The organism is Hyphomicrobium sp., assembly GCF_009026145.1.
Classification (GTDB): Bacteria; Pseudomonadota; Alphaproteobacteria; order Rhizobiales; family Hyphomicrobiaceae; genus Hyphomicrobium_A.
In genome coordinates, this window is record NZ_WBUE01000020.1 from 48,509 (window position 1) to 72,441 (window position 23,933).

Consider the following 23,933-nt stretch of genomic DNA (forward strand, 5'->3'; position numbering starts at 1 on the left):
TCGAGGCATCCATACTTTCTTGGCAGCCTTGCGCTTACAGTTTCCGCGGGCTGACGGGGCGCGCCGGTTCGGCGTCCTAATTCGGGCTAAATCAGCCACTTAATTCCCGGCTGCCATGGGGAGCCGGGGGGCCGAGCGAGCCTGGTCGATGGTCAAGTTGCGTATCCTGCTACTGCTGCCGGCGGCTTGCTTGAGCCTCGCCGCGTCTCATTTCGCCCTTTCCCCCGCGCATGCCGAGGAGTGGGTCGGCCGCAGCGTCACGCTGGCCGGGCGCAAGGTCTCTTGCGGCAAGGCCGACATCCTCATCGACCGCGAGCTGCCGAGCGAAGGCGGCGCCGGCGACACCACCCTCATCCTCAATCCGAACATGCTGAACCAGCAGCCGCCGACGGTACGGCTGTTCGTGTTCAACCACGAGTGCGGGCACATTTCGGTCGGCGATAGCGAGCTCGATGCAGACTGCTACGCGGTCAATCACGGCGTGCGCGACGGCTGGCTCGACCGCAAAGGCCTGGCGCAAGTGTGCGACAGCTTCGAAGGTGCACCCGAGACGGACACCCACCCCTCCGCCAAGCGGCGCTGCGCCAACCTCGACCGCTGCTTTGCCAAGGCACAGGCGGAGATGCCGCCCATCGCACCCAAGCCGGTGCCAGCCAGGATCCTGCCGAATGTGCCGGCGACGATCACCGCTGCGGCGCCGGAGCTGCCGGTGCGCAAGAACGCCGCGCTCGGCCAGCCGAAGGTGCTGTCGGCTTGGCGCTGCACCGACCCGCTCGACGTGACCACGGGATCGACCGATCCCATCGGCCATGTCATCAAGAAGGACGCCGAGCGCAACGAGCGCTGCCGCTAGGCCTCGCGGCGCAAGTACATCGCGCGGCCATCCCGACACGCCCACGAGCTAACGCCTGGTTGCCCGCTGCCAGAAAATGGCGCGGTCTATTCTTGTTTTCTATTTACCCCCATCGCAGCATTGCGCTTCTAATCGTTATAATTTTCGGCGTTCGGTTTATTAGCTTTTGGCCCGAAATGAATAGTTGCAGGGTCGCTGCGGCCATCACTCTGGAAACAAACGGTTATTTTGCGTATTTCTTGTCGTTTTGGCACGCCGAACGACGCCGTCGATGCCCTTCATTAACCATAACCGGAAATGCATTCTCTTTGTTTTTCCGGCTAACCGATTTTTACAGCGGGTGCATGTTATTCATTTCGCGTGCCGTTTGGCGTATTCGGTTTATTACCGAAAGCCGAACATTGGAAAATCATGCGTGGGTGAATTTGGGAGTTTTTCGATGCGTGGGCTTCTTGGAGTTCTGGTTGCCGCGGGCGTGATGGCCGGTACGAGCATGGCTGTGACGACCTCTGCGGAAGCGCACTGGTTTGACCGCGGCGGCTGCTGCACGGTCGCAAAGAAAGTCTACTACCGCCAGCCGACCACCAAGCTGGTGCGTAGGGTTTCGTACGAGCGCGTCCGCAGCTATCGCACCGTGTGGGTGAAGAAGCTGTACCGTGACCGCTGCGGCTGCCGTAAGTTCTATCGCCGCGTCGCCGTCCAGCAGCCGACCGTGTCGGTCGTCCGCAAGGTGACCTGGGAGCGCGTGCGCGCTTACCGCACCGTCGCCGCGACGAAGTACTATCGCAAGCGCTGCTGCTGCCGCTAAGCGGTACCGCAGTTCCTGCTGACAAGCGGAGGACGCGGCAGGCGCCGTGTCCTCCCTTGTATTTCGAGACGTCGATCGATCCGTCGCCCGCTGCGGCATTTTCTTTTCGCCGCCCGAATTCCGTTCCCCGCGCAGCCACTGCCAATACTGCGCACAGCGGCACCGGGGATGAATCCCGGACGTCCTGCCGCGCAAGCGAAGGCGCTATTTCCCGCGCTCGTGGTCGCGCTGCCAATAGACGAACCACACCGTCACCAGCGCCGTCAGCACCATGGTGGCGAGGATATCCGTGCGGTTGATGAAGGCGACCCACGTGTCCCAGCCCTGCAGCAGGCGACCGCGCGGCACGAGCAGACCGTTGCCGATCAGAATGGCGAGTGCGACCCCCGCCGTCAGCGCCACCGCCGCGGCGATTTGCAGGCTGCGTTTCAACACGCGCGGCACGGTGAGCTTCTTGCCCGGTACGACGAGGATTGTCTTCTCAGACATGTCACCTCCCTCGAATGCTGGTCCTCAAAGGTAGCCGATTCGGAGTCTAAGGCGTGCTGATGGCAACACTTTGGTGCGCCCGCGGCATGCGGCGCATGAAAAAACTGCGCGCCAATGCAGTTGCACTGGCGCGCAGCAAATCGCGAAGAGTGGAAGCGCGATCGCTAGAGGTCGATCAGACGGCTTCCTTCAGCTCCTTGGCGGCGCGGAAGGCAACCTTCTTCGACGCCTTGATCTTGATCGCCTCGCCCGTTGCCGGGTTGCGGCCCATGCGCGCCGGGCGCTTACGAACCTGCAGCACGCCGAGACCGCCGATACGGATCTTGTCACCCTTCTTCAGGTGCTTGGTGATCATGGTCACCAGATCCTCGAGCACTGCGGCGGCCTGCTTCTTCGGGATATCATGCGCTTCCGAAAGGGCAGCTCCGATCTGACGGAGCGTGATGGTGTTGATCTTCGGAGCGGGTTTTTCAGCCATCGGTTGTTTCCTTGAGAGAATCGTTCAGCCGGAGGGATATTACACGAGATGCACGCACAATGTGCCGTCGGCCGAGGGCGAATATGCGGGATAAGGGCCAAAATCAAGCGTTTTTTGCGCATCGGTGCACAGGAGTGACGGGCCCACGCGCGGCCGGTCGGCCACCCTCAGGGCCCGCCGAACGCCTCGCGCAGCGCGCTCGAGATGCGCAACGGCTTGCCCGAGACGGAGATTAGCACCACGGTAACCTCGGCCTCGACCAGCGCCGTCCCCTCGCGCGCAATGGTTTGCAGGAGGGTGAGACTCGCGGCACCGACGGCCTTCACGCGCGTGGTCACCTCGAGCAGCTCGTCGATGCGCGCCGGCCTCAGAAAATCGAACGTCATGCGCCGCACGACAAAGGCGGCAGGCTCGGTACCGCCCGAGCCGTCGATGAGACGGCGGTGATCGCCGCCGAGCAGACGCAGGAAGTCGGAGCGCCCGCGCTCGCACCAGCGCACGTAGCTGGCGTGATAAACGAGCCCCGAAAAGTCGGTGTCCTCGAAATACACGCGCACAGGCAGAACGTGACCGCGGCCGCCTTCTACCTCGATGAGGCGCCCGGCAAGATCGGGCCAGTTGCTTTCACGGTCGGTCGCGCCGGTCATGGAGGGAGGAGAGCCGATAACGGCGGCGTTGTCACGCTTGCGTACGTCATACGCCGAGCTCGATCATTACGATCTCCGGCGGCGAGCCGAAGCGCACCGGTATGCCGCTGCAGCCGAGGCCGCCGGAGACGATGAGGTTGCGCTCTTCTTCGACGACATGACCGTAGACGTAGCGGGCGCCGAACTTCGAGGGCACGACCGGCGCGTAGCCCATGAGCCGCACCTGCCCGCCGTGAGTATGGCCGGCGACGGTGAGTGCGACGCGCTCGGGCACCTGCGCGAAGATATCCGGCTCATGCGCCATCAGCACCACCGGTGCATCGTCGCTGGCAAGCGCCAGCGTGGCGCCGAGATCGTCGATGCCGTCATAGAGCGGCCGCCCCTTCCACCGCTTTTTGAAGAACGCCCATTGATCGCCGAGGCCTGCCAGCCAAAACGGCCTGCCATCCTTGATGAGCCGCACGCACGTGTTCTCGTGGACAGTGATGCCCGCATTCTCGAGCGCGATGCCGGCTTTGGTCGGACCGCAACCGCGCTCCTGCACGGCATCCTCCTCCCACCAATCGTGGTTGCCGAGCACGGCGTGCACGCCGAGCGGCGCCCTGAGGCCACCGAGTGCTCCCGCCCAATCCCTGTGTGCTACGGGCTCGGAATAGCGCGCAATGCCACGGCCGGCCACGTAGTCGCCGAGCAGCAGCACGCAGTCGGCGCCCAGTGCGTTGACCTGGGCGACAATGCCCTCGATGCGCTCGACGCTCATCCACGGCTTGCAGGCGTGCAGATCGGCGATCACTGCCAGCTTGAGCGCAAGGCCGACGGGCCAGCGGGGCGGCGCCAGCCGATATCGCGTCACGGTGGTTTCGAACGGCTCGGCCAGTGCATAGCCGCCGAAGCCGATGCTTGCGGCGCTGGCGGCGCCGAGGCCCTGAAAGAGTTGTCTGCGGGTGATCACTGGGTGGCCGAAGAAGCGATGCGGGAAACGGTGCAATGCCATTTTGACGCAAGAGATGTGCCAGAAGTTGACGTCATGTGCGGCAAAGCGGCTCGCCCGCCGCCGCCTCAGCCTGTCCCAACTTGACCTTCCCCATCCTCGCCAGTGTCCACATCCAGCACATCGAACAGGGGGCCCTGCGGGCTCGACGTTCGCTGCGGCCCCGACATGCCCAGGTGCTTGTAGGCCTTGAGTGTGGTGATGCGCCCGCGCGGGGTGCGGCTGATGAATCCCTGCTGCAAGAGATACGGCTCGACGATCTCCTCCAGTGCGTCGCGCGGCTCCGACAGCGCGGCGGCGATGGTCTCGATGCCGACCGGGCCGCCATCGTGCGCCTTGGCGATGCAGGACAGATAGCGGCGGTCGAGCGCATCGAGGCCCTCCCCGTCGACCTCCAGCGCCGTGAGGGCCTTGTCGGCCAGAGCCGCATCGATGATTGGCGCGCAAGCGACAGCCCCAAAATCGCGCACGCGGCGCAGCAGGCGCCCGGCAATGCGCGGGGTGCCGCGGGCTCGACGGGCGATCTCGTGCGCACCGTCACCGCCGATGGGCGCCCCGAGGACGCGCGCGCCGCGCGTCACGACGCGCTCGAGCTCCTCGACGCTGTAGAAGTTGAGGCGGATGGGGATGCCGAAGCGATCGCGCAACGGTGTCGTCAACAGACCGAGACGGGTCGTGGCACCGACCAAGGTGAATTTGGCGAGATCGATCCGCACCGAGCGCGCAGCGGGCCCCTCGCCGATGATGAGATCGAGCTGGAAATCCTCGAGCGCCGGATAGAGGATCTCCTCCACCGCCGGGCTCAAGCGATGGATCTCGTCGATGAACAGGACGTCGCGGTCTTCGAGGTTGGTCAGCAGCGCGGCGAGGTCGCCGGCCTTGGCGATGACCGGGCCGGAGGTGGCGCGGAACCCGACGCCCAGCTCCTTGGCCATGATCTGTGCCAGCGTCGTCTTGCCGAGACCGGGAGGGCCGGCGAACAACACATGGTCGAGCGCCTCGCCACGGTCGCGGGCGGCCTGGATGAAGACGCCAAGGTTGGCGCGCGCCTGCTCCTGACCGATGAACTCGGCGAGCGCCTGGGGACGCAGCGAAGCCTCCGTGGCGTCAGTGTCGCGCTTGGCGCCGGTGACAAGCCGATCGGTCATGGTTTGTTCCTGACCTGCTTTGCCACCGGCGTCAAGGTGACGGCGCAATCAGGGGCGGGATAAGCGATCGGCAATGGAGCCTGCCACGGCGGCCAGCAGCCACGTCCACTGCCCGGCGGCAGAGCCGGCGAGGTAGGCGACGCCGATGGAAGCTGCGAACACAGCGGAGACGAGCAAGGGATTGATGAGCCCGACGCGCCGCGTGCTCGCTGGCACGTCGCAGGGCATCAGTTCCTCGTCGCGGCTCGCATGCCACCACATGGCCGTCATGCAGAGGCTGCTCGTCATCAGCACGCCCGCGTAGAGAGCCGTTGGCAGCACACCGCCGCTGTCGCTCAGCACGCTGGTGACGAACGGGATGAGCGCTACCGTCATGAGGAAGAAAAGATTGAGCCACAGCAAAGCACCGTCGACGCGCCGGATGTGGGTGAACTGCGTGTTGTGGGCCATCCACAACAGGCCGATGACGACGAAGCTGAGGGCATAGCACCAGAACGAGTGCCACAGCCCCGAAAGCGCCGACGGGAGCTGGGCCTCACTGAGGCCCTCGGGGAGCTTGAGGTCGAGCACCAGCAGCGTGATGGCCACCGCCATGACCGCGTCGGTGAAGGCAATGAGCCGCTCCGACTTGAAGGTGCGGCCGATTTGGTTCGCGACGCTCATAGGGCTCTGGGTGAGCTGCTTCGCGATGAGCGTCAAGACGTCCGATCACGCGATGTTGCAGCGCCGCAATGATGTACGTCAAAACCTTGCCACTTCACAGGCTTATGCGATGAGGCTAGCGTCAACTGCAGCGGGGCTCGAGGGGAAAAGCACCAGTTCAAGAGTAGCAGCATGCATCGAGCCATCGTTCTCGCCTTCCTCTGCGCCATCACAGCGCTTCCCGCCAAGGCTGGCGAGCTCTGCCTCGCCTGCGAGCAGCCCGCCGCAACCTATCGCTGCAGCGTCGAGCAGCCGTCGCAGAAGTACAGCCTCGGCGGCGACCTCGAGCGGGAGATTTGCGCGAAGGTGCTGGCGAAGCAGGGCGAGCATCAAAAGTGCCACCTCACCCAAGTTCCCGAAGGGGGCGCGTGTGAAGGTCTCGAGCGCACCGTCACCGTAGCCGACTACCAGCGGGCGCTGAGCGGCAGTGACGAATCCACCTATGAGGTCGGCGCCTTGGAGACCGCGCGGCGCAACGTGCACGACACGTGGCTGTGCGTGACCTCGATGTTCAAAGATTGCTGATTTGTAAGGCGCCACACCGCCGTGCGCGGCGCTATCGTCCTCGCATCGTCGATTTCCGTGCCTACATGGCAGGCATCTAGTGTCCCGATTCGGAAGTTCGCCAGAGCTCGCTGCTGGGACCGGGAGCGAATTTCTCGATCATCACACTAGTGTCAGCGTGAGGAAAAGACATGCGTGCGCCCGCCTTCGTTCGCTCCAGTGCTTTGGCCGTCGCGGTGGCCGGCAGCCAGGTGTTGCCGACGCTCCTCGTCGAGGCGCGGGCCTACGAGCGCAAGCCTGACGAGACGACGGCCGTCTACGAGGAGGTGTGGCGCCTCGTGCGCGACAAGTTCTACGACCCGAAGCTGAAGGGCCTCGACTGGGAGGCCATGGGCAACAAGCATCGCGCGGCGTACGCCACCGCCGACACCGACGCGCAGCGCTCGGCGGCGATCAACGCGCTGCTCGCCGAGCTCGATGCCTCGCACACGCACCACTACACCAAGGACGAGACCGCCTATTACGAGCTCATCGACATCTTCTCCTATCCGCTCCGCCGCGATATCCCGAAGCACTTTGCGGGCGAGAAGGTGCGCTACGCCGGTATCGGCATGTTCACCAAGGTCATCGACGGCAAGACGTTCGTCACCGCCGTCTTTCCCGACATGCCGGCAGCGCGCGCCGGATTGCTGGTTGGCGATGAGATTGTGGCTGCGGGCGGCGCACCGTTCGCGCCCATCGGCTCGTTCCGCGGCAAGGCCGGGGAGAAGGTGACGCTGCAAGTGCGCCGCGAGGCGAACGGCGAGTTGAAGAGCGTGACCGTTGAACCTCGATGGATCGAGCCCGGTGAGACATTCGAGGCGGCGCTGCGCGACAGCGCGCGCATCATCGAGGCGAACGGCAAGCGGATCGGCTACATCCGCGTATGGTCGTACGCCGGCAACGACTATCAGCGAGAGCTCGAGGAGGTCCTGAGCGAGGGTGAGCTCAAAGACGCCGACGCGGTGATCTGGGACCTGCGCGACGGATGGGGCGGCGCGCACCCGCGCTATCTGAACGTGTTCAACCCGTACGGCCCGACGCTGGCGCTCACCGGCCGCAACGGCACCACCAATCTCGTCGGCTACCGCTGGGGTAAGCCGGTTGCCATGCTGATCAACGGCGGCACGCGTAGCGGAAAGGAGGTGCTCGCCTACGGCTTCAAGAAGAACGGCTTCGGCCAGGTCATCGGCGAGCGCACGGCCGGCGCGCTGCTCGCCGGCACGGCATACCTTTTGTCGGACGGCAGCCTGCTGATTCTTGCTGTCGAGGATGCCGCGGTCGATGGCGAGCGCATCGAAGGCAAGGGCGTCGCTCCCTCTATCGAGGTGCCGTTCGACGTGCCCTACGCCGCCGGCAAGGACCCGCAGCTCGATAGAGCGATTTCCATTCTCGCCGACGGCGCTTAGTCCTCTACGGTGTATAGTCGGAGCGCACGACTAGCTCGGCGTTGATTTTATGCGCAGCTCGACGAGGGTGACGCTGCGGCTGGCGGGCTCATTCCCGTTGTCGGTGACAGGCTGCAGTCCGTAGGCCTTGTCGCGCTCGCCGACCAGCATCTTCGGCGGCTGAGCCTTGCCCAGCGGGTCGCCAGCGACTTCACCGACGAACGTCTGCTGCAACACAGCCGGCTTCAGCTTACGGTCGGATGGGCCCATCACGGCCCAGATCAGCACCAGCTTGCCGTTGAGCTCCGTCTGCGAGCCGACCTTCTTGATCTCTCCCACGTAGGTCTCCTCCGGCCCGGTGCCCTTGGGCTTGAACGAGCAGTGCATGGCGAGCGTCTGGCTGTCGGGATTGGTGTCTTTCTGGCTGTGCTCGGCAAGCGTGCAGGTGAGGACGCCGATGTCGGTCTGCATCGCCGCCCCGGCGGGAATAGCCAGCGCGCAGAACATGCTCGCGATGGCGCAGCGCATGGGTGCTCTCCCTTTTCCGCCTCCAGGTGCAGGAAACGCTCAGGAGCGAGATTTGGTTGCGCTTTGGTTGCGCCGCGCCAGGTTCACCCGCCGATAATATCGGCTTGGATCAGCACCTGGCGCACGGCGATCGACACCAGCCCGGCGAGGAACGCAAGGTAGGGGCGCGCCTCGTGCAGGCCGAGCGGCAGCAGCATGCCGGCGCCCGCGAAGGCGATGATGGCGACGGCGGCGGCTGCGATCCAGCTGAGGCCGCCTGTACGCCATACCACGGCAGCCAGGATCAGTGCGGTGATGAGCGCCGGCACCGCCGACCAGACGAAGGCAGCAAGCCCAGCCTCACCCAGCGCCGGCACCTCGACGGGTAACAGTCCGGACAGCCCGAACAGGGAGGCGAGCACAATAACGGTGACCAGTGCCAGCGCGGCGAAGAATGGCCCGGCGAGCGCATAGATGAGGAACGTCCACAGGGCGCGTTGACTGTTGGTAACCATTCGATCGCTCACGACAGCTTCGGGTGCTAGCGCGCCAGCTCCTTGAGGCCGCGCCGGATCAGCTTAGCGGTATCGGCGCCTTCGCCCAGATCCTTGATTGCCGCGGCAATTGCGGCGGAGGCCTGCCCCGGCTGATAGCCGAGGTTGGACAGCGCCGACATGGCCTCGGCAGCGGCGTTGCCCGGTGCCGGCGCACCCGAAGCACCCCCACTGGGCAGGTGCAGGCCGGCCACCGTCAACGCCGGCGCCTTGTCCTTCAACTCGGCGACGATGCGCTGTGCCAGCTTCTTGCCGATGCCCGGCGCCTGCTCGACACTTGCCCAATCGCCGAGCGCGATGGCATTGGCGAGGTCCTGCGGGGAGAGCGTGCCGAGCAGGCCCAGCGCCACCTTGGAGCCGACCCCCTGCACATTCTGCAGCGTGCGGAACCATGAGCGCTCCACCTCGCTGGCGAAGCCGAACAGGCGAATGGCGTCCTCGCGCACGTGCGTGTCGATGGTGAGCGCGACCTCGTCGCCGAGCTTCAGGTTGCGCAGCGTGCGTGCCGAGGCCTGCACCTCGTAGCCGACGCCATTGACGTCGACGATCAGGAAGCTTTCGCCTATCGCGTCGACCTTGCCTTTGAGCTTGCCGATCATTGTTCCTCCAGGGCAGTGGGCAAGAGGCAGTTGGCAGCGATGAAAGAACGATCGACTGCCTACTGCCTACTGCCTACCGCCAACTTCACGCGCGCCTGGCGATGATTGGCATGACAGATGGCGATCGCCAACGCGTCGGCCTCGTCGGCGCTCTTGACGCGCGCTTTCGGCAACAAGAAGCCGATCATGGCCTCGATCTGCCGTTTCTCCGCGTGACCGGCGCCGGTCACCGATTTTTTGATCAGGTTGGGCGGGTACTCGGCGACGATGAGGCCGCCCATGGCCGGCGCCAGCAGGGCCATGCCGCGCGCCTGCCCGAGTTTCAGCGTCGAGCGTGCATTGTCGTTGACGAACGTCTCCTCCACCGCAGCCTCCTGCGGCTTGAAGCTGGCAATGACGCTGGCGATACCCTCGAACAACTCGCGCAGCCGATAGGCGAGCTCGGCATCGGCCGGCGCCGTGATGAGCCCGCTCGCCACGTAGCTGATGCGCACGCCGTCGCTGTCGACGACGCCCCAGCCGGTGCGCCGCAGACCCGGGTCAATGCCGATGATGCGTGTGACCGCTGCCCCCATGAACCGCACGCATAGCACGAAGGTGATTCGCCGGCGTGCCCGGCCGGTATCGCGCCTGAAGTTTCGGCGCGTTCAGCATTTTTCGCCGATCCCGAGACGCGCTGCCGCAGGCAACCGAAGCGGCACAGGGGCGTTGATCAAGGAAATCCGAGGGCGTAACTTCACGGGACATTTATGGTTTTGAAATATTCGTCGCTGATAGCCGTCGGCGCGGCGCACCGGAAGTCTTGTCCGGAGATTACCAGCCGCCCGCATCGAAGCGTGTACGCCGTGATACGAAATCGACACGAGAAGCGCTCATTGGCGCTGCGCTGCCCGCACCCACGGGCGGCAACCATGCTCGATAAGCTGCCGCCCGCCCTCGCCGGCGACGTCGCCTTCCGCGTCTTCTGCACGCCGGAACTGTCGCAGCACCGCACCTCCGACCACGACCAGCTTACTGCGCGCGCCCGCTTTCACCTGCGGCATGCGCGCTGGCAGATGGTGCCGACCCCTGCCGGCGATGTGCAGGCCTACCTCTTCGAACCGGAAGGGCAAGCGCGCGGCACCGTCGTGCTGGTGCACGGCTGGACGAGCGAGGCCGCGTTCATGACCGCATTCATGGAGCCGCTGCGCCGCTCCGGCCTGCGCGTCGTCGCCTTCGATTTCCCCGCGCACGGGCTCAGCCCCGGCCGGCGCACCAACCTCGCCGACTGCGCGCGCGCCATGCTCGCCGTGTGTGATCACTTCGGACCCATCGACGCCGCCGTCGCGCACTCGTTCGGCGGCTTCGTCTCGCTGCTCGTCGCCGAGGGGGGCCCGCCGATGGATCACGCGCACCCGATCGGGCGCTTCGTGCTCATCGCCTGCCCTAACAAGCTGTCGGAGGTTTCGCGCAACTTCGGCCGCGCGCTCAAGCTGGGCCCGGCCGCGCAGCGCGCCTACGAGCACCATCTCGAGCGCGTAGGGCATCGGCCCGTGGCGACCTTCTCGTCCGCCGAGCTGCTGCGCGCCACCGATGCACCGGTGCTCATCATCCATGGGCGCGAGGACGAGGAAGTGACGTTCCGCAACGCCGAGGATATCGCCGCCGCACGGCCCTCGGCACGGCTCATGGCCTTCGAGGGACTGGGGCACCGCAATGTTTTGTTCGCGCCGCCGGTGTTCCGCGCCGTCATGCACGAGTTGGCGTCGAAGCGCCAGGAGGGGCCCGCTCCCGCGCGCCGTAGCGCCAACGTGCGAGGAGCCCAGCGCGAGCTGCGCGAGCTCGTCTAGCGTCAGGCAGCTGTGAGCTTCTTCAGGACCTCGTCGGAGATCTCGAAGTTGGCATAGACGTTCTGCACGTCGTCGTCGTCCTCGAGCGCCGAGATCATCTTCATGATGCTCTCCGCCTTCTCCTCGTCGACCTGCGCCGTCAGGTTCGGCTTCCAGATCGCCTTGACGCTGCGCGGCTCGCCGAGCTTGCCCTCGAGCGCGCCGGCGACGGTACCGAGGCTGTCGAAGGCGCAGGTGACGACGTGGCCGTCGGCATCCGAGACGACGTCGTCGGCGCCGGCCTCGATCGCCGCTTCCAGCACGGCGTCGGCCGAGCCGGCGCTCGCCGGGTAGGTGATCTCGCCGACGTGGGCGAACATGTGCGAGACCGAGCCGGTGGCGCCGAGGTTGCCGCCATACTTGGTGAATACCGCGCGCACCGCGCCGCCCGTACGGTTGCGGTTATCGGTGAGCGCCTCGGCGATGACGGCGACCCCACCGGGGCCATAGCCCTCATAGCGGATCGCCTCGTAGGTCTCGGCGTCGCCGCCGGCCGCCTTCTTGATCGCGCGCTCGATGTTGTCCTTGGGCATGTTCTCGGCCCGCGCCGCCTGGATGGCGAGGCGCAGGCGCGGGTTCATGCCGGGATCCGGCATGCCCATCTTGGCCGCCACCGTGATCTCGCGCCCGAGCTTGGAGAACAACTTGGCGCGGGCCGCGTCGGCGCGACCCTTCTTATGCATGATGTTCTTAAATGCTGAATGGCCGGCCATGGCTGCTCTGCTCGCACCTGTCTGGATTTGCGCAATTTATTGCGCGAGGCGCCCCCTAAAGGTCAAGCCTCCCAAAACGTGGGGGTGGCAGGCTCGAGGTTGGGGCCGACGCGCAGCGCCGCGCAAGCGTTGGCCAGCCCCGTCTTGTCGTCGATGTCGATGGCCAGCCCCGATATGGTCGCCGGGCCGCCCGCCGGCTCGAAGCGCTGGCGCGGGATCTTGGTGATGAAGCGATTGATCGGCTCCTCGATATCCATGCCGAGCACCGAATTGTAATCGCCGCACATGCCGGCGTCGGAGATATAGGCCGTGCCGTTCGGCAGCACGCGCTCATCCGCGGTCGGCACGTGCGTGTGCGTGCCGACGACGGCGCTGGCACGCCCGTCGACGAAGTAGGCGAGCGCCTGCTTCTCGCTGGTCGCCTCGGCGTGCATGTCGATGACGATGGCGTCGGCACCCTGTTTCAGGCGACAGGCGGTAAGCTCGGCATCGACGGCACGGAAGGGATCGTCGAGCTCGCCCATGAAGATGCGGCCCATGGCGTTGATCACCAGCACGTCGGCACCGCCCCCCGTCTTGAGCAGCGAGGCGCCGCGCCCCGGCGTGCCCTGCGGGTAGTTGATCGGGCGGACGAGCTGCGGATAGCGCTCGATGAACACCAGCGCCTCCTTCTGGTCGAAGGCGTGATTGCCGAGCGTGATGGCGTCGGCGCCGGCCTCTATCAGCTCCTCGAGAATCGCCTCGGTGATGCCGAAGCCACCGGCGGAGTTCTCACCGTTGATGATGACGAAGTCGAGGGCGTAGCGGCGGCGCAGGCCGGGAAGTGCGTCGACCACAGCCTTGCGGCCGGTACGGCCAACGATATCGCCGAGAAACAAAAGACGCATTCAGGGTCCACAGCAGCGTAGCGGGCCTGACGGCGTCAGCACCCAATCGAGGGGCTGGTCATAGCTCTGATGCGGCACGGCGTCGACCTTCAGCTCGTCGTAGGCGATCCCGACGGCTACCACAGGCTTAATGGCCCGCAGCCGCGCCAGCGTGCGATCATAAAAGCCGCCGCCGTAGCCGAGACGAAAGCCGTGCGCGTCGAAGGCGAGCAGAGGCACCAGCACCACGTCGGGCTCAAGCACGGGCTTGTCGGCCAGCGGCTCGGCGATGCCCCACTGCACTCTGCCCATCTCGTCGCCGGGGCTCCAGGCACGGAACATCAGCGGCAGCCCTTTGCCTTGCATGACCGGCAGGCAGAGGCGATGGCCCTCGCTATGCAGGCGCCCGAGCAGCGCCGCCGGGTCGATCTCGTCGCGAATGGCGGAAAAGCCGGAGATGGCAGCGCCGGGCTCCAGCTCCAGGAACGTCAACCCGTGCTCGGCGAGACGTGCGCCGGCGGCCGCCCCGTGCGCCGCGTAGGCCGCCGCGCGGCGCGCGAGCGCCCGGGTTCTTTCTGCCCGTTTTTCCTCGCGCGCCTGCATGAAAATCAAATGCCGCGGTGGCCGTCGAAGCGGATGATCCCGCGCTGGTCCCTACGAGAAGTAGGTGGGCGCCGTGTGTCCAAGACCACGGTCTCGGCCAGGGACAGCTCCCATGCGGATCTTATAGGCCCCGGGGAACATATGTGCTTCTAACGCACCCCGCAGCAAATCGAATGTAGACGAGCGACGACTAATTTACCAGCCGTCTCCACGGCCTATGCACGAGCACTAGGCGCGCAACTTGGTGTCGGCGTCGGCAGGAGTATCGCACCGGCTATCGCCGCTGGTGGCGTCCCACAGGTCATCGGCGATCAACAGCGCCGTCATCAGCAGTAGCCGTTCCTCGCCGATATTGCCGTGCTCGCGGCTAAGTCCGTCCATGCGGCTTTTGACGTAGGCTGCGAGCTCCTTGAGGCGCGCCTCCTCGCCGTCCCCGCATTCGAAGCGGTAGGAGCGCCCGTTGACAGTGATCGCGACCTCACCCATAGCCGCCCCTGCTTTCTCGCCCTTCGAGTTGCTCAGGCGTCGCTTTCGAGCACGTTATGCAGCGAGTCTATGGTCCAATCAATGCGGTTGACGGCCTCGTCCCGGGCCTGCTCGAGCTTGGCGATCAAGGCTTGGGCATCGGCAAGCTGCGCCTTCAACTGGTCGCGCTCCCGCTCCAGCGCCTCGAGGCGCGCACCTGCATCGAGTTTCGCTTCCGCGGGCGCACCATGCCTGCCCTTCGGGCGCGGCGGTGCAGCCTGCCGCTTGCCTTTTCGCGTCACCCGCTCAGCCATTTAGGGTCCCTCCGAGATACGCCCAGCTGCCCCCTGGCGATCCACGGCTGCCTTCCCGTTGTCATGACCTTATGTGTCGCTGTTCGAAGGCGTCAACAAGGCAGGGCGGGAAGCGCCGCGCATCCAACAGAAATCTGCTGTCATACACTTTCGACCCATGCCGCCGGCCGCGCATGGGGCGCCCTGGCATGCCGCATTGACACTGCTGGCCCGCGTCCAGTTAATGGCCGCGCCTTTGGGCATGCGCACGGCGCATGTTTAGATAGAAGAACACGCCAAGGAGGCGATACCGATGACTGTGAAGGTTGCGATCTCGGGTTTTGGGCGCATCGGGAGAAACGTGCTGCGCGCCGCCGCCGAGGCCAAACGCACCGACCTCGAGTTCGTCGCTATCAACGACCTCGTCCCGGCCAAGGACAACGCACACCTGTTCAAGTACGACAGCGTGCACGGCACGTTCCCGGGCGAGGTGAAAGTCTCCGGCGATTCCATCGACGTCGGGCTCGGAAGACCGATCAAGGTGCTGGCCGAGAAGGACCCCTCCAAGCTGCCGTGGAAGGACCTCGGCATCGACATCGTCATGGAATGCACCGGCATCTTCACCGACAAGGAGAAGGCGCAGGTGCATCTTTCCGCCGGCGCCAAGCGGGTGCTCGTCTCGGCGCCGTCGAAGGGCGCCGACATCACTGTCGTCTACGGCGTCAATCACGAGAAGCTGTCGGGCGACCATAAGGTCGTGTCGAACGCCTCGTGCACCACCAACTGCCTCGCCCCGGTAGCCAAGGTCTTGAATGATCTCGTCGGCATCAAGTCGGGCTACATGACCACGATCCACGCCTACACCAACGATCAGCGTATCCTCGACCAGGCGCACAAGGACATGCGGCGCGCGCGTGCGGCGGCGCTATCAATGATTCCGACCTCGACGGGTGCTGCGGCGGCGGTAGGTCTGGTGCTGCCCGAGCTGAAAGGAAAGCTCGATGGCACGGCGATCCGCGTCCCTACGCCCAACGTCTCCGTCGTCGACTTGAAGTTCATCCCCGGACGCGAGACCACCGTGGACGAGATCAACAAGGCGATGGCGCATGCCGCCGCGCAACAATTGAAGGGCGTGCTCAGCTACGTCACCGACGAGCTCGTCTCCATCGACTTCAACCACTCGGCCTATTCGTCGAACTTCGATGCAACGCAGACGCAGATCGTCGATGGGCGCCTCGCCCGCGTCCTGTCCTGGTACGACAACGAGTGGGGCTTCTCCAATCGCATGCTCGACACTGCCGTAGCCATGAGCAAGGTGCTCTAGCCGTTGCGCGCCCCGCCCGTTGCCTACGGGCGGGGCTCAAGCTATCGCTGCGACGATGGCGCGCTTCTCCAACGTCGTCGTCCTGACAGGGGCCGGGCTCTCCGCCGAGTCCGGTCTTTCGACGTTCCGCGACAAGAACGGTATCTGGGCAAAGTACGACTACCGGGACGTGGCCACGCCGGAAGGCTTCCGCGCCAATCCGCAGCTCGTGCACGACTTTTACAACAGCCGCCGGCGCGCGCACGCGGGGGTGAAGCCCAACGCGGCGCATCTCGCGCTGGCGCGGCTGGAGCGCGAGCACGCTGGCAGCGTCACCATCGTCACGCAGAACATCGACGCGCTGCACGAGGCGGCGGGCTCGCGCAACCTCATCCACATGCACGGCGAGCTCTTGAAGGCGCTGTGCGCACTGTGCGGCGAGCGGCAGGCATGGACCGACGATCTCAGCGTGGAGACGCCGTGTCCCGCCTGCAGCCACAAGGGGGGTATGCGCCCCGATGTCGTGTGGTTCGGCGAGATGCCCTACGAGATGGAGCGCATTTACGAGGTGCTGACCAGCGCCCACCTCTTCATCTCGATCGGCACCAGCGGCAACGTCTATCCGGCAGCCGGCTTCGTCGCCACGACGCGCGAAGCCGGCGCCCATACGGTGGAGCTGAACCTCGAGCCTTCGGAGAGCGCGCACCTCTTCGATGAGACGCTGCATGGACCAGCGACGCAGATCGTCCCCGCTTACATCAACCGTCTGCTCAGCAGATGAAAAATCTCCGCCACAACACACGGCTAGCGCCATGGCGGAGACCTCTTGCAGGGCTGCTTACTCGTCAGCCAATTAAGCGCGCAACCAAGATCATGCCGAAGTGCAGTAGCCCAATGTGCCACACCGAGCGAATAGCCTGCGAATACGCCCACCAATGTGCCGCACGCATGCCTTCAGCTTGATACTTGTTGGAATAGTCTTCAAGAAACGCTTCAAGCCACTCGCCGCGGTAGCAAGCCGGAGCCGCTACCTTCATGATCCACCAAGCAAAGGCCGGAGGCCGCGTGGTGGATGGTTTGGTCGTCATAACGCCCCCCGTAGGTTTTAGGCGATGACGTCTCTCCTACCAGCCGGTGGGTGCCGAGACCGAGAGATCGCGAAAATGCACTCATACGAATGCCCCGACTGGTTAGCGGTCTCGGCGAAAGCTCCGTCGCGCGTGTTATCGCGACAGAGCTAATTGCTTCAACATTCCGTCCCCTTTCATGGTCCCGTCAGGCAGTCATGCTTTGGCAGCCTTCAAAGCAGCGGGATTGTTGAAGGCGATTGCTGCAGCAGCAGAACGCCGTACTGCCTCCAACCCACATGCGGTAAGCCTGTACACCCTTTTCTTACGCGATGCCCTTGAACTCGGTGACTCCTCAATCCCTTCAATCAGCCCATTTTTTTCGAGAGTGGCCAAGCACGCAAAAACCTGTCCGATCGCCACATCCCTACTCAACCGATGGGAGAGATCGCGACGGATTTGCGCACCAAACGCGTCGCTCCCTAGTCGATTAATGGTACACAACGCCTCGAGCTGAAATGGTGGAAGGAGGTTTTCGTGCAATTGTCGAAACATCGGCAATTCCACGCCGAACCATCGTGTGGTTGCCATGCACCCTCCCGTCTTCGCAACTCTACGCTCACACGCGTTACACAACGCTGTGTAACGTAGCACTCAGAAAATCGAGCGCAACATGAATAAATGTTGCAGATACCGTCACCTAACGGCGGAAGACGGCGACCGCTTCGATGTGCGGCGAGTAGAGGAACTGGTCGATCGGCGTCACGCGCTCGAGCTTGTAGCCACCGTCGAGCAAGATGCGCGCATCGCGCGCCAGCGTCGCCGGATTGCACGACACGGCGGCGATCGTCTTGACGCTCGACTCCGCAAGCAAAGCCGCCTGCGTCGCCGCACCCGCGCGCGGCGGGTCGAACACGGCGGCGTCGAAGCCCAGCAGCTCTCTTGCCGACAGCGGCTCGCGGAAGAGATCGCGCAGCTTGGCCTCGATCGGCTTTAGGCCCGGCGTGCGCTTGGCGGCGCTCTGCAGTGCGGCGACGGCCTGCTTGTCGCCGTCGACGGCCAGTACAGGGGCACGCTGCGCCAAGGGAAACGTGATCGTGCCCATGCCGCAGAAGAGATCGACGACGCGCCTCGCCTCGCCGACGGCTTGCGTGACGAGCCGCACCATCTCCGCCTCCGCGGCGGGCGCCGCCTGGAGGAAGGAGCGGGCCGGCAGGACCACATTGGCGGTGCCAAAGCGCACCGCCGGCACCGTCGCCTGATAGAGCGTGTCGCCGGAGATCGTCAGCCGCGCCAGCTTCAGCGCAGCGGCCTCGCGCGCCAGGAACTCGCGCACCTCGGGCGGCGGATCGCCCGGCACGTCCTCGATGGCGACGTCGAGGCCGTTGGCGGCCAGCGTAACGACGACCCGCCCAGGCGCGCGCCGCGACATCAGCGGCTCGGCGAGACGCCGCAGGCCGGGCAGCGCCCGCACGATGGCCGACGCCGTGACCGGGCACTCCTGCACGTCGACGATGTCGACCCCCTTGGCCTCGTGAAAGCCGAGCACGACGCCGCGCCCCGTCCGCCGCGCCGAGAACGCCGCGCGCCGCCGTGCGCCGAGCCCCACGCTGGCGACGTGCGCAATGGGCGCATCGATGCCGCGCGCGGCGAAGGCAGCGACGACCATCTCGCGCTTCCAGGCGAGATACGCCGGCATGCGGATGTGCTGCACGGCGCAGCCGCCGCAATGGGTGAAGTGGCGGCACACCGGCGCAATGCGATCCGGGCTCGCCGTCATGATGGCGATGAGTCGCCCGCGCTCGCCGCGCACGTCGGCCTGCACCCGCTCGCCGGGGAGCGCAAAGGGCACGAACACGGGTCCGGAGGCGGTATCGGCGACGCCGTCGCCCTGCGCCCCGAGACGCGCTACGTCGAGGGCCTGCGTGTCACCCATCGTGCAGCGCGCCGACAAGGAATTCGACGTTACCGGAGCCGCCCTTGACGGGCGAAGGAATGGCGCCGGCGACGCGCCAGCCCGGCTGCGTGGCGAGCCAGGCGACGACGGACTGCAGCGCGCCTTCGCGCGCCGTTGCATCGCGTACGATCCCTCCCTTGCCGATGCGCTCCGGACCGACCTCGAATTGCGGCTTGACGAGGGCGACGAGGAATGCGCCCGGCGCGGCGAGCTCGAGGGCTGGACCGAGTGCCTTGATCAGCGAAATGAAGCTGACGTCGGCGGTGATGGCCGAGACCGGTTCGGGAACGGTGTCGCGGTTCAGCCGCCGCGCATCGAGGCCTTCGAGCGAGACGACGCGCGGATCAGCTTTCAGGCTGGCGTGCAACTGCCCATGCCCCACATCCGCGGCATAGACTTTCACTGCGCCGCGATCGAGGAGCACCTGCGTGAAACCGCCGGTCGAGGCGCCGACGTCGAGCGCCGTGCGCCCTTGCGGGTCGAACTCGAACGCAGCGAGCGCCGCGGCGAGCTTTTGTCCACCGCGCGACACGGCACGCGCTGCCGCCTCATCGAGCGTCAGCTCTTCCGTTGCGGCGATCTCGGTTCCGGCCTTGGTGCAGACCTGCTCGCCGACGCGCACCAGACCCGAGCGAATAAGATCGCGAGCGCGCGAGCGGGTGGGCGCCAGGCCACGCTCGACAAGGGCAATATCCAATCGCATTCGCATAAGCTCGAGTTTACGATATCTTCGGCGCCAGAGTTCAACGTGCACAAAATTCCCCGGAGATTTACATGCGCCGCGCCCTCGCCGCTACTCTCTTGGTCCTGTCGCTCGCTGCCTGCGGTGACAACGGCACCCCAGCCCATGACGAAGTTCACAAAGAGGGAACACCTATCGCCGATGCGAGTGACCGCACGCCTTCTCCCCCGGGCGCCAAGGTGTTCCTCATCGAGCCCAAGAACGGCGCGACGGTCAAAAACCCGATCACGGTGAAGTTCGGCGTCGAGGACATGCACGTCGTGGCGGCCGGCACCAACGAGCCGAACAGTGGCCACCACCACTTGCTCATCGACACCAGCCTCGAGGACTACGATGCGCCAATTCCGGCTGACGCCCAGCACGTGCATTTCGGCAAGGCGCAGACCGAGGCAACCATCGAGCTTGCGCCCGGCAAGCACACGCTGCAGGACGTTTTCGCCGATAAGAACCACATCCCGCACGACCCGCCGGTGCAATCGGACGTGATCAGCATCACCGTTGAGTAGCTGCGCTCGATACTGGAGCGATGCACGGCCGTGGCCTCGCAGGCTGCGGCCGTTTTTGCGTCCGGTGGGGCCATCAACTTCCCGTGAGCGCAAAGACCTTCGGCGGCGCGTCTGCATCGTTCGTGACGGCTTCGCCGTTGTCATCGAGGTCGCATAGACGTGTCGCGACCCTCACAGCAATCCAGGAGAAGCCACATGCTGTCTATCGGACGTCGCACCTTGCTGCAGGGCGCTGCAGCGGCCGCCTTGTCGACGATGGCGGGCCCGAGCCTCTCCACGGCTGGCGCTGCCGATGCTGCGAGCCCGTTCAAGCTGCCACCGCTTCCCTACGCGTTCGGCGCGCTCGAGCCGAGCATCGACGCCATGACCATGGAGCTGCACCACGACAAGCATCACGCCGCCTACGTCAAGAAGCTGAACGAGGCGGTGAAGGATCAACCCAAGGTGGCCGCCATGCCGCTGGAAGAAATTCTCAGCCGGCTGTCGGAGCTGCCGGAGGACATCCGCACCACCGTTCGCAACAATGGCGGCGGCCATGCCAACCACTCGATGTTCTGGCAGGTGATGGGCAAGGGCGGCGGTGCGCCGGAGGGCGACCTCAAAGCGGCCATCGATTCCGATCTCGGCGGCCTCGACAAGCTCAAGGAGGACTTCAACGCCTTGGGAGGCAAGGTATTCGGCTCCGGCTGGGTGTTTGTCGCCGTGACACCGCAAGGAAAGCTGTCGCTCGTGTCGAAGCCGAACCAGGACACACCATTGATGGAGGGCGGACGGGTGTTGTTGGGCAACGACGTGTGGGAGCACGCCTATTACCTCAAGTACCAGAACCGCCGCCCCGAATATCTCGAGGCGTGGTGGGAGGTCGTCGACTGGAAGGCGGTGGGCGAGCGCTACGCCGCGGCCAAGGCCGGCGCGCTGACAATCTAGTTTGCCGTCTTCGCCTACGCTCGGCATAAGCCCGAGGATGACACCTTATTAAGCCCGGCTGGCGGCGTCGGTGAGCGTCTCGCGCCCGAGCGCGCCGAGCACCGTGGTGACGATGCCGCCGGCATTGAGCCCCGCCTGCTCGTACATCTGCTCGGGCTTGCCGTGCTCGATGAAGACGTCGGGCAGCACCATGGTGCGTACCTTGAGGCCGCGATCCAGGAGCCCGCTTTCGGCGAGGAACTGCAGCACGTGACTGCCAAAGCCGCCGATGGATCCCTCCTCGATCGTCACCAGAACCTCGTGGTTCTGGGCGAGACGGCGGATCAAATCCTCATCCAGCGGCTTGGCGAAGCGCGCGTCGGCCACCGTCGCCGACAGTCCGAAGGCGGCGAGTTGGTCGGCGGCCTTGAGACATTCGTGCAGGCGCGGCCCGAGCGACAGAAGCGCCACCGCCGAGCCTTCGCGCAAGATGCGCCCCTTGCCGATCTCGAGCGGCACGCCTTCGGCCGGCAGCGGCACGCCGAAGCCCTCGCCGCGCGGATAGCGGAAGGCAGACGGGCGATCGTCGATCGCCGCGGCAGTGGCAACCATGTGCACGAGCTCGGCCTCGTCGGCCGCCGCCATGACGACGAAACCCGGCAGGCACGACAGATAGGTGATGTCGAAGGAGCCAGCGTGCGTCGGGCCGTCGGCGCCGACGAGGCCGGCACGGTCGATAGCAAAGCGCACCGGCAGGCGCTGGATGGCGACGTCGTGCACCACCTGATCGTAGGCGCGCTGCAGGAACGTCGAATAGATGGCGGCGAACGGCTTCAAGCCCTCGGCGGCAAGACCGCCGGCGAAGGTGACGGCATGCTGCTCGGCGATGCCGACATCGAACGTGCGCTCGGGGAATGCCTTGCCGAACACATCAAGCCCGGTGCCGTCGGGCATCGCCGCGGTGATGGCGACGATCTTGTCGTCCTTCTTGGCCTCGGCGACAAGGCTGTCGGCGAACACGCGCGTAAAGGTCGGCGCCTTCGGCTTGGCGATGACCTGGGCGCCGGTGACGACGTTGAACTTTGAGACGCCGTGATACTTGTCGTCGGAGGCCTCCGCCGGCGCGTAGCCTTTGCCTTTCTTGGTGACGACGTGCACGAGGATCGGCCCCTGGTGCGCATCGCGCACGTTCTTGAGGACGGGCAGCAGGTGATCGAAGCTGTGTCCGTCGATGGGGCCGACATAGTAGAAGCCGAGCTCCTCGAACCAGGCGCCGCCCTGCCACAGATGCCGCGTGTACTCCTCCACGCGCGCCGCGCGCCGCTCCCAGCTTTTCGGCAATTGCCGCGCCAGCTGCTTGGCGATGTCGCGCAGATAAAGATACGTGCCGCTGGAGGTGATGCGCGCCAGATAGGCGCTGAGTGCACCCGTCGGCGGCGCGATCGACATGTCGTTGTCGTTGAGGACGACGACCAAGCGCTCATCGCGCGCGCCGGCGTTGTTCATTGCCTCGTAAGCCATGCCGGCGCTCATGGCGCCGTCACCGATCACGCACACGACGTTGTTGTCGCGCTTGGCGAGGTCGCGCGCCACGGCCATGCCGAGACCGGCGGAAATCGAGGTCGATGAGTGCGCGGCGCCGAACGGGTCGTACTCGCTTTCGGCGCGGCGGGTGAAGCCCGACAGGCCGCCGGGCGCGCGCAAGGTGCGGATGCGGTCGCGCCGGCCGGTGATGATCTTGTGCGGATAGGTCTGGTGCCCGACGTCCCAGATCAGCCGATCGCGCGGGGTATCGAACACCCAGTGCAGCGCCACGGTGAGCTCGATGACGCCGAGGCCGGCACCGAGGTGCCCGCCGGTCACCGATACGGCGTTGATCGTCTCCTGGCGCAACTCGGCCGCGAGCTGCGGAAGTTCGGATTCGTCGAGCTTGCGCAGGTCCTCGGGCGTCTTGACGCGGTCGAGAAGCGGCGTCTTGGGAGCTGTGTCCACCGAGCCATCCCGTGCTGTGGTAGGGCTTTGTTATGTCACACTGTCGCGCCCCCGCAAGGGAGCAATCGACGCGGAGGCTCAAGGAAATGAAAAAGCGCGGCTCCGGGGGGAGCCGCGCCGTCGGTAGTGCTAGTGCCTGAAGCTTACCAGTGCTTGCGGCACTTCTTGTGCTTGCGGAACCAGCGCACGTGCTTGTGGCACTTGTGATGCTTGTAGTGATGAACGTGGTGATGCCGCTTCTTGAAGTGGGCCTCAGCCGGCGAGGTGGTGGCGACGCCAACCACGGCGAGGCTGCTGAGCATGACAGCAAGGGCCATCAACAACTTCATTGGTCTTCTCCCCAATTATCAACACAAGGCTCAAACTGCCGGATGAAAAGCATAAAAATGCGCCTCCCGCTCCTAGAGCCGGGCGCAACGTAACGGGGTTACGGACGATACGCTAGAGGGCTGCGGCTATCCCGCGCGTGGCCGCAAAACACGGCTAACGCCGGCCCAGGGCTAAACCTCTTGCTCGCAACGAGAAAATTTTCGCGCCGCGGGGCCATGGACGACGTTCCGCCGCAGGTCGGGCCTGGTCGCGGCCCGACCCTAGCGCCGACACGCATTCGCCTTGCGCGCGATTGCCACGCTCGGTTCGCGCGTAGCTTTCAGCCGCCCAATTCTACTTCTGGTCGAGAGGCTCGGTGCCCTTGGGCGAGCCGTCGGCGGCGAAGGTGAGCTTCTCGACCTTGGCCTCGGCCTGGCGCAGCAGCCGGTCGCAGTGCTCCTTCAAGACCTCGCCGCGCTCATAGATGGCGATGGACTCCTCCAGCTCGACATCGCCGCGCTCCAGCCGCGTGACGATGCTCTCGAGCTCCTTCAGGGCGCGCTCGAAGCTCATCTCCTTGATGTCCGCGTGCTTGGGCTGCGTCTTCGAGCTGACCGGTTCCATGCTGCGCCCCGA

Annotated in this window: 31 protein-coding genes and 1 other RNA gene; 9 read left to right on the plus strand and 23 right to left on the minus strand. The window is 65.4% G+C overall.

What is annotated here, in order from left to right; genetic code table 11:
* Window positions 1-148: 148 nt before the first annotated feature.
* Together F9K20_RS14830 and F9K20_RS14835 are read left to right on the plus strand one after the other, a co-directional pair.
* Entirely contained in the window at window positions 149-853 is a 705-nt protein-coding gene (locus F9K20_RS14830; protein WP_291003325.1) for a hypothetical protein, read from the plus strand.
* 439 nt (window positions 854-1,292) lie between these two features.
* Window positions 1,293-1,661, plus strand: a complete 369-nt coding sequence (locus F9K20_RS14835; RefSeq protein ID WP_291003328.1) for a hypothetical protein — start codon at window positions 1,293-1,295, stop codon at window positions 1,659-1,661.
* Window positions 1,662-1,865: 204 nt separating this feature from the next.
* Here the strand turns inward: F9K20_RS14835 and F9K20_RS14840 are convergent, their stop codons facing one another.
* The 6 genes from F9K20_RS14840 to F9K20_RS14865 form a co-directional block, all read right to left on the minus strand.
* The gene (locus F9K20_RS14840; RefSeq protein ID WP_291003331.1) at window positions 1,866-2,150 is read right to left on the minus strand and encodes a hypothetical protein; all 285 of its coding nucleotides are present in this window, start codon (window positions 2,148-2,150) and stop codon (window positions 1,866-1,868) included.
* Between the two features lie 175 nt (window positions 2,151-2,325).
* The gene (locus F9K20_RS14845) at window positions 2,326-2,628 is read right to left on the minus strand and encodes an HU family DNA-binding protein (RefSeq protein WP_291003334.1); all 303 of its coding nucleotides are present in this window, start codon (window positions 2,626-2,628) and stop codon (window positions 2,326-2,328) included.
* A gap of 167 nt (window positions 2,629-2,795) precedes the next feature.
* Entirely contained in the window at window positions 2,796-3,275 is a 480-nt protein-coding gene (locus F9K20_RS14850; protein ID WP_291003337.1) for a YbgC/FadM family acyl-CoA thioesterase, read from the minus strand.
* A 46-nt stretch (window positions 3,276-3,321) separates the two neighbouring features.
* Window positions 3,322-4,227, minus strand: coding sequence for a metallophosphoesterase (locus F9K20_RS14855; RefSeq protein WP_291003440.1), 906 nt, complete (start codon window positions 4,225-4,227; stop codon window positions 3,322-3,324).
* Window positions 4,228-4,334: 107 nt separating this feature from the next.
* Window positions 4,335-5,414, minus strand: coding sequence for a Holliday junction branch migration DNA helicase RuvB (gene ruvB / locus F9K20_RS14860; protein ID WP_291003340.1), 1,080 nt, complete (start codon window positions 5,412-5,414; stop codon window positions 4,335-4,337).
* Window positions 5,415-5,462: 48 nt separating this feature from the next.
* A complete protein-coding gene (locus F9K20_RS14865) occupies window positions 5,463-6,077 on the minus strand; it encodes a TMEM175 family protein (protein ID WP_291003343.1) in 615 nt (204 codons plus the stop codon).
* A gap of 171 nt (window positions 6,078-6,248) precedes the next feature.
* Here F9K20_RS14865 and F9K20_RS14870 point away from each other — a divergent pair, with 171 nt between their 5' ends.
* Entirely contained in the window at window positions 6,249-6,641 is a 393-nt protein-coding gene (locus F9K20_RS14870; RefSeq protein ID WP_291003346.1) for a hypothetical protein, read from the plus strand.
* Between the two features lie 170 nt (window positions 6,642-6,811).
* Entirely contained in the window at window positions 6,812-8,068 is a 1,257-nt protein-coding gene (locus tag F9K20_RS14875) for a S41 family peptidase (protein WP_291003349.1), read from the plus strand.
* A gap of 30 nt (window positions 8,069-8,098) precedes the next feature.
* Here the strand turns inward: F9K20_RS14875 and F9K20_RS14880 are convergent, their stop codons facing one another.
* From F9K20_RS14880 to ruvC, 4 genes are all read right to left on the minus strand, one after another.
* Entirely contained in the window at window positions 8,099-8,575 is a 477-nt protein-coding gene (locus tag F9K20_RS14880; protein WP_291003352.1) for a DUF992 domain-containing protein, read from the minus strand.
* A gap of 83 nt (window positions 8,576-8,658) precedes the next feature.
* Window positions 8,659-9,069 (minus strand): hypothetical protein, encoded by a 411-nt coding sequence (locus F9K20_RS14885; RefSeq protein ID WP_291003355.1) that lies wholly within the window; start codon window positions 9,067-9,069, stop codon window positions 8,659-8,661.
* 26 nt (window positions 9,070-9,095) lie between these two features.
* Window positions 9,096-9,707, minus strand: a complete 612-nt coding sequence (gene ruvA, locus F9K20_RS14890) for a Holliday junction branch migration protein RuvA (protein WP_291003358.1) — start codon at window positions 9,705-9,707, stop codon at window positions 9,096-9,098.
* A 59-nt stretch (window positions 9,708-9,766) separates the two neighbouring features.
* A complete protein-coding gene (gene ruvC / locus F9K20_RS14895; RefSeq protein ID WP_291003362.1) occupies window positions 9,767-10,282 on the minus strand; it encodes a crossover junction endodeoxyribonuclease RuvC in 516 nt (171 codons plus the stop codon).
* A 336-nt stretch (window positions 10,283-10,618) separates the two neighbouring features.
* Here ruvC and F9K20_RS14900 point away from each other — a divergent pair, with 336 nt between their 5' ends.
* Entirely contained in the window at window positions 10,619-11,536 is a 918-nt protein-coding gene (locus F9K20_RS14900; RefSeq protein ID WP_291003365.1) for an alpha/beta fold hydrolase, read from the plus strand.
* Between the two features lie 2 nt (window positions 11,537-11,538).
* Here the strand turns inward: F9K20_RS14900 and F9K20_RS14905 are convergent, their stop codons facing one another.
* The 6 genes from F9K20_RS14905 to F9K20_RS14930 form a co-directional block, all read right to left on the minus strand.
* Window positions 11,539-12,288, minus strand: coding sequence for a YebC/PmpR family DNA-binding transcriptional regulator (locus tag F9K20_RS14905; RefSeq protein ID WP_291003368.1), 750 nt, complete (start codon window positions 12,286-12,288; stop codon window positions 11,539-11,541).
* 62 nt (window positions 12,289-12,350) lie between these two features.
* A complete protein-coding gene (locus F9K20_RS14910) occupies window positions 12,351-13,175 on the minus strand; it encodes a TIGR00282 family metallophosphoesterase (RefSeq protein ID WP_291003370.1) in 825 nt (274 codons plus the stop codon).
* Window positions 13,176-13,757 carry a 5-formyltetrahydrofolate cyclo-ligase gene (locus tag F9K20_RS14915; protein WP_291003373.1) on the minus strand — a complete coding sequence of 194 codons (582 nt, stop codon included), beginning with the start codon at window positions 13,755-13,757 and terminating at the stop codon, window positions 13,176-13,178. It lies immediately after the preceding gene.
* 5 nt (window positions 13,758-13,762) lie between these two features.
* Window positions 13,763-13,928: non-coding RNA, 6S RNA (ssrS, locus tag F9K20_RS14920), on the minus strand.
* Between the two features lie 57 nt (window positions 13,929-13,985).
* The gene (locus F9K20_RS14925; RefSeq protein ID WP_291003376.1) at window positions 13,986-14,243 is read right to left on the minus strand and encodes a cell division protein ZapA; all 258 of its coding nucleotides are present in this window, start codon (window positions 14,241-14,243) and stop codon (window positions 13,986-13,988) included.
* Window positions 14,244-14,275: 32 nt separating this feature from the next.
* A complete protein-coding gene (locus tag F9K20_RS14930; RefSeq protein WP_291003379.1) occupies window positions 14,276-14,536 on the minus strand; it encodes a DUF4164 family protein in 261 nt (86 codons plus the stop codon).
* Window positions 14,537-14,828: 292 nt separating this feature from the next.
* Here F9K20_RS14930 and gap point away from each other — a divergent pair, with 292 nt between their 5' ends.
* Together gap and F9K20_RS14940 are read left to right on the plus strand one after the other, a co-directional pair.
* A complete protein-coding gene (gap, locus tag F9K20_RS14935; protein ID WP_291003382.1) occupies window positions 14,829-15,839 on the plus strand; it encodes a type I glyceraldehyde-3-phosphate dehydrogenase in 1,011 nt (336 codons plus the stop codon).
* Between the two features lie 55 nt (window positions 15,840-15,894).
* The gene (locus F9K20_RS14940; RefSeq protein ID WP_291003385.1) at window positions 15,895-16,599 is read left to right on the plus strand and encodes an NAD-dependent deacylase; all 705 of its coding nucleotides are present in this window, start codon (window positions 15,895-15,897) and stop codon (window positions 16,597-16,599) included.
* A 64-nt stretch (window positions 16,600-16,663) separates the two neighbouring features.
* Here the strand turns inward: F9K20_RS14940 and F9K20_RS14945 are convergent, their stop codons facing one another.
* From F9K20_RS14945 to F9K20_RS14960, 4 genes are all read right to left on the minus strand, one after another.
* Window positions 16,664-16,906: a hypothetical protein gene (locus tag F9K20_RS14945; RefSeq protein WP_291003388.1), complete on the minus strand. Its 243-nt coding sequence runs from the start codon at window positions 16,904-16,906 to the stop codon at window positions 16,664-16,666.
* 195 nt (window positions 16,907-17,101) lie between these two features.
* Entirely contained in the window at window positions 17,102-17,476 is a 375-nt protein-coding gene (locus F9K20_RS14950) for a PadR family transcriptional regulator (protein ID WP_291003391.1), read from the minus strand.
* A gap of 109 nt (window positions 17,477-17,585) precedes the next feature.
* Complete coding sequence (locus F9K20_RS14955) at window positions 17,586-18,821, minus strand: class I SAM-dependent RNA methyltransferase (RefSeq protein WP_291003394.1); 1,236 nt, start codon at window positions 18,819-18,821, stop codon at window positions 17,586-17,588.
* Window positions 18,814-19,551, minus strand: coding sequence for a TlyA family RNA methyltransferase (locus tag F9K20_RS14960; protein WP_291003397.1), 738 nt, complete (start codon window positions 19,549-19,551; stop codon window positions 18,814-18,816). Before F9K20_RS14960 ends, F9K20_RS14955 begins: the two co-directional genes overlap by 8 nt.
* Window positions 19,552-19,616: 65 nt before the next feature.
* Between F9K20_RS14960 and F9K20_RS14965 the strand changes: the two genes are divergently transcribed.
* Together F9K20_RS14965 and F9K20_RS14970 are read left to right on the plus strand one after the other, a co-directional pair.
* Window positions 19,617-20,090 (plus strand): DUF4399 domain-containing protein, encoded by a 474-nt coding sequence (locus F9K20_RS14965; protein ID WP_291003400.1) that lies wholly within the window; start codon window positions 19,617-19,619, stop codon window positions 20,088-20,090.
* Window positions 20,091-20,285: 195 nt separating this feature from the next.
* Window positions 20,286-21,017: a superoxide dismutase gene (locus tag F9K20_RS14970; protein WP_291003403.1), complete on the plus strand. Its 732-nt coding sequence runs from the start codon at window positions 20,286-20,288 to the stop codon at window positions 21,015-21,017.
* Between the two features lie 48 nt (window positions 21,018-21,065).
* Here F9K20_RS14970 and dxs read toward each other — a convergent pair whose 3' ends face one another.
* From dxs to F9K20_RS14985, 3 genes are all read right to left on the minus strand, one after another.
* Window positions 21,066-22,988, minus strand: a complete 1,923-nt coding sequence (gene dxs / locus F9K20_RS14975; protein WP_291003406.1) for a 1-deoxy-D-xylulose-5-phosphate synthase — start codon at window positions 22,986-22,988, stop codon at window positions 21,066-21,068.
* Window positions 22,989-23,131: 143 nt separating this feature from the next.
* Window positions 23,132-23,317, minus strand: coding sequence for a hypothetical protein (locus F9K20_RS14980; protein WP_291003409.1), 186 nt, complete (start codon window positions 23,315-23,317; stop codon window positions 23,132-23,134).
* 334 nt (window positions 23,318-23,651) lie between these two features.
* Window positions 23,652-23,921, minus strand: a complete 270-nt coding sequence (locus tag F9K20_RS14985; RefSeq protein ID WP_291003412.1) for an exodeoxyribonuclease VII small subunit — start codon at window positions 23,919-23,921, stop codon at window positions 23,652-23,654.
* Window positions 23,922-23,933 lie beyond the last annotated feature (12 nt).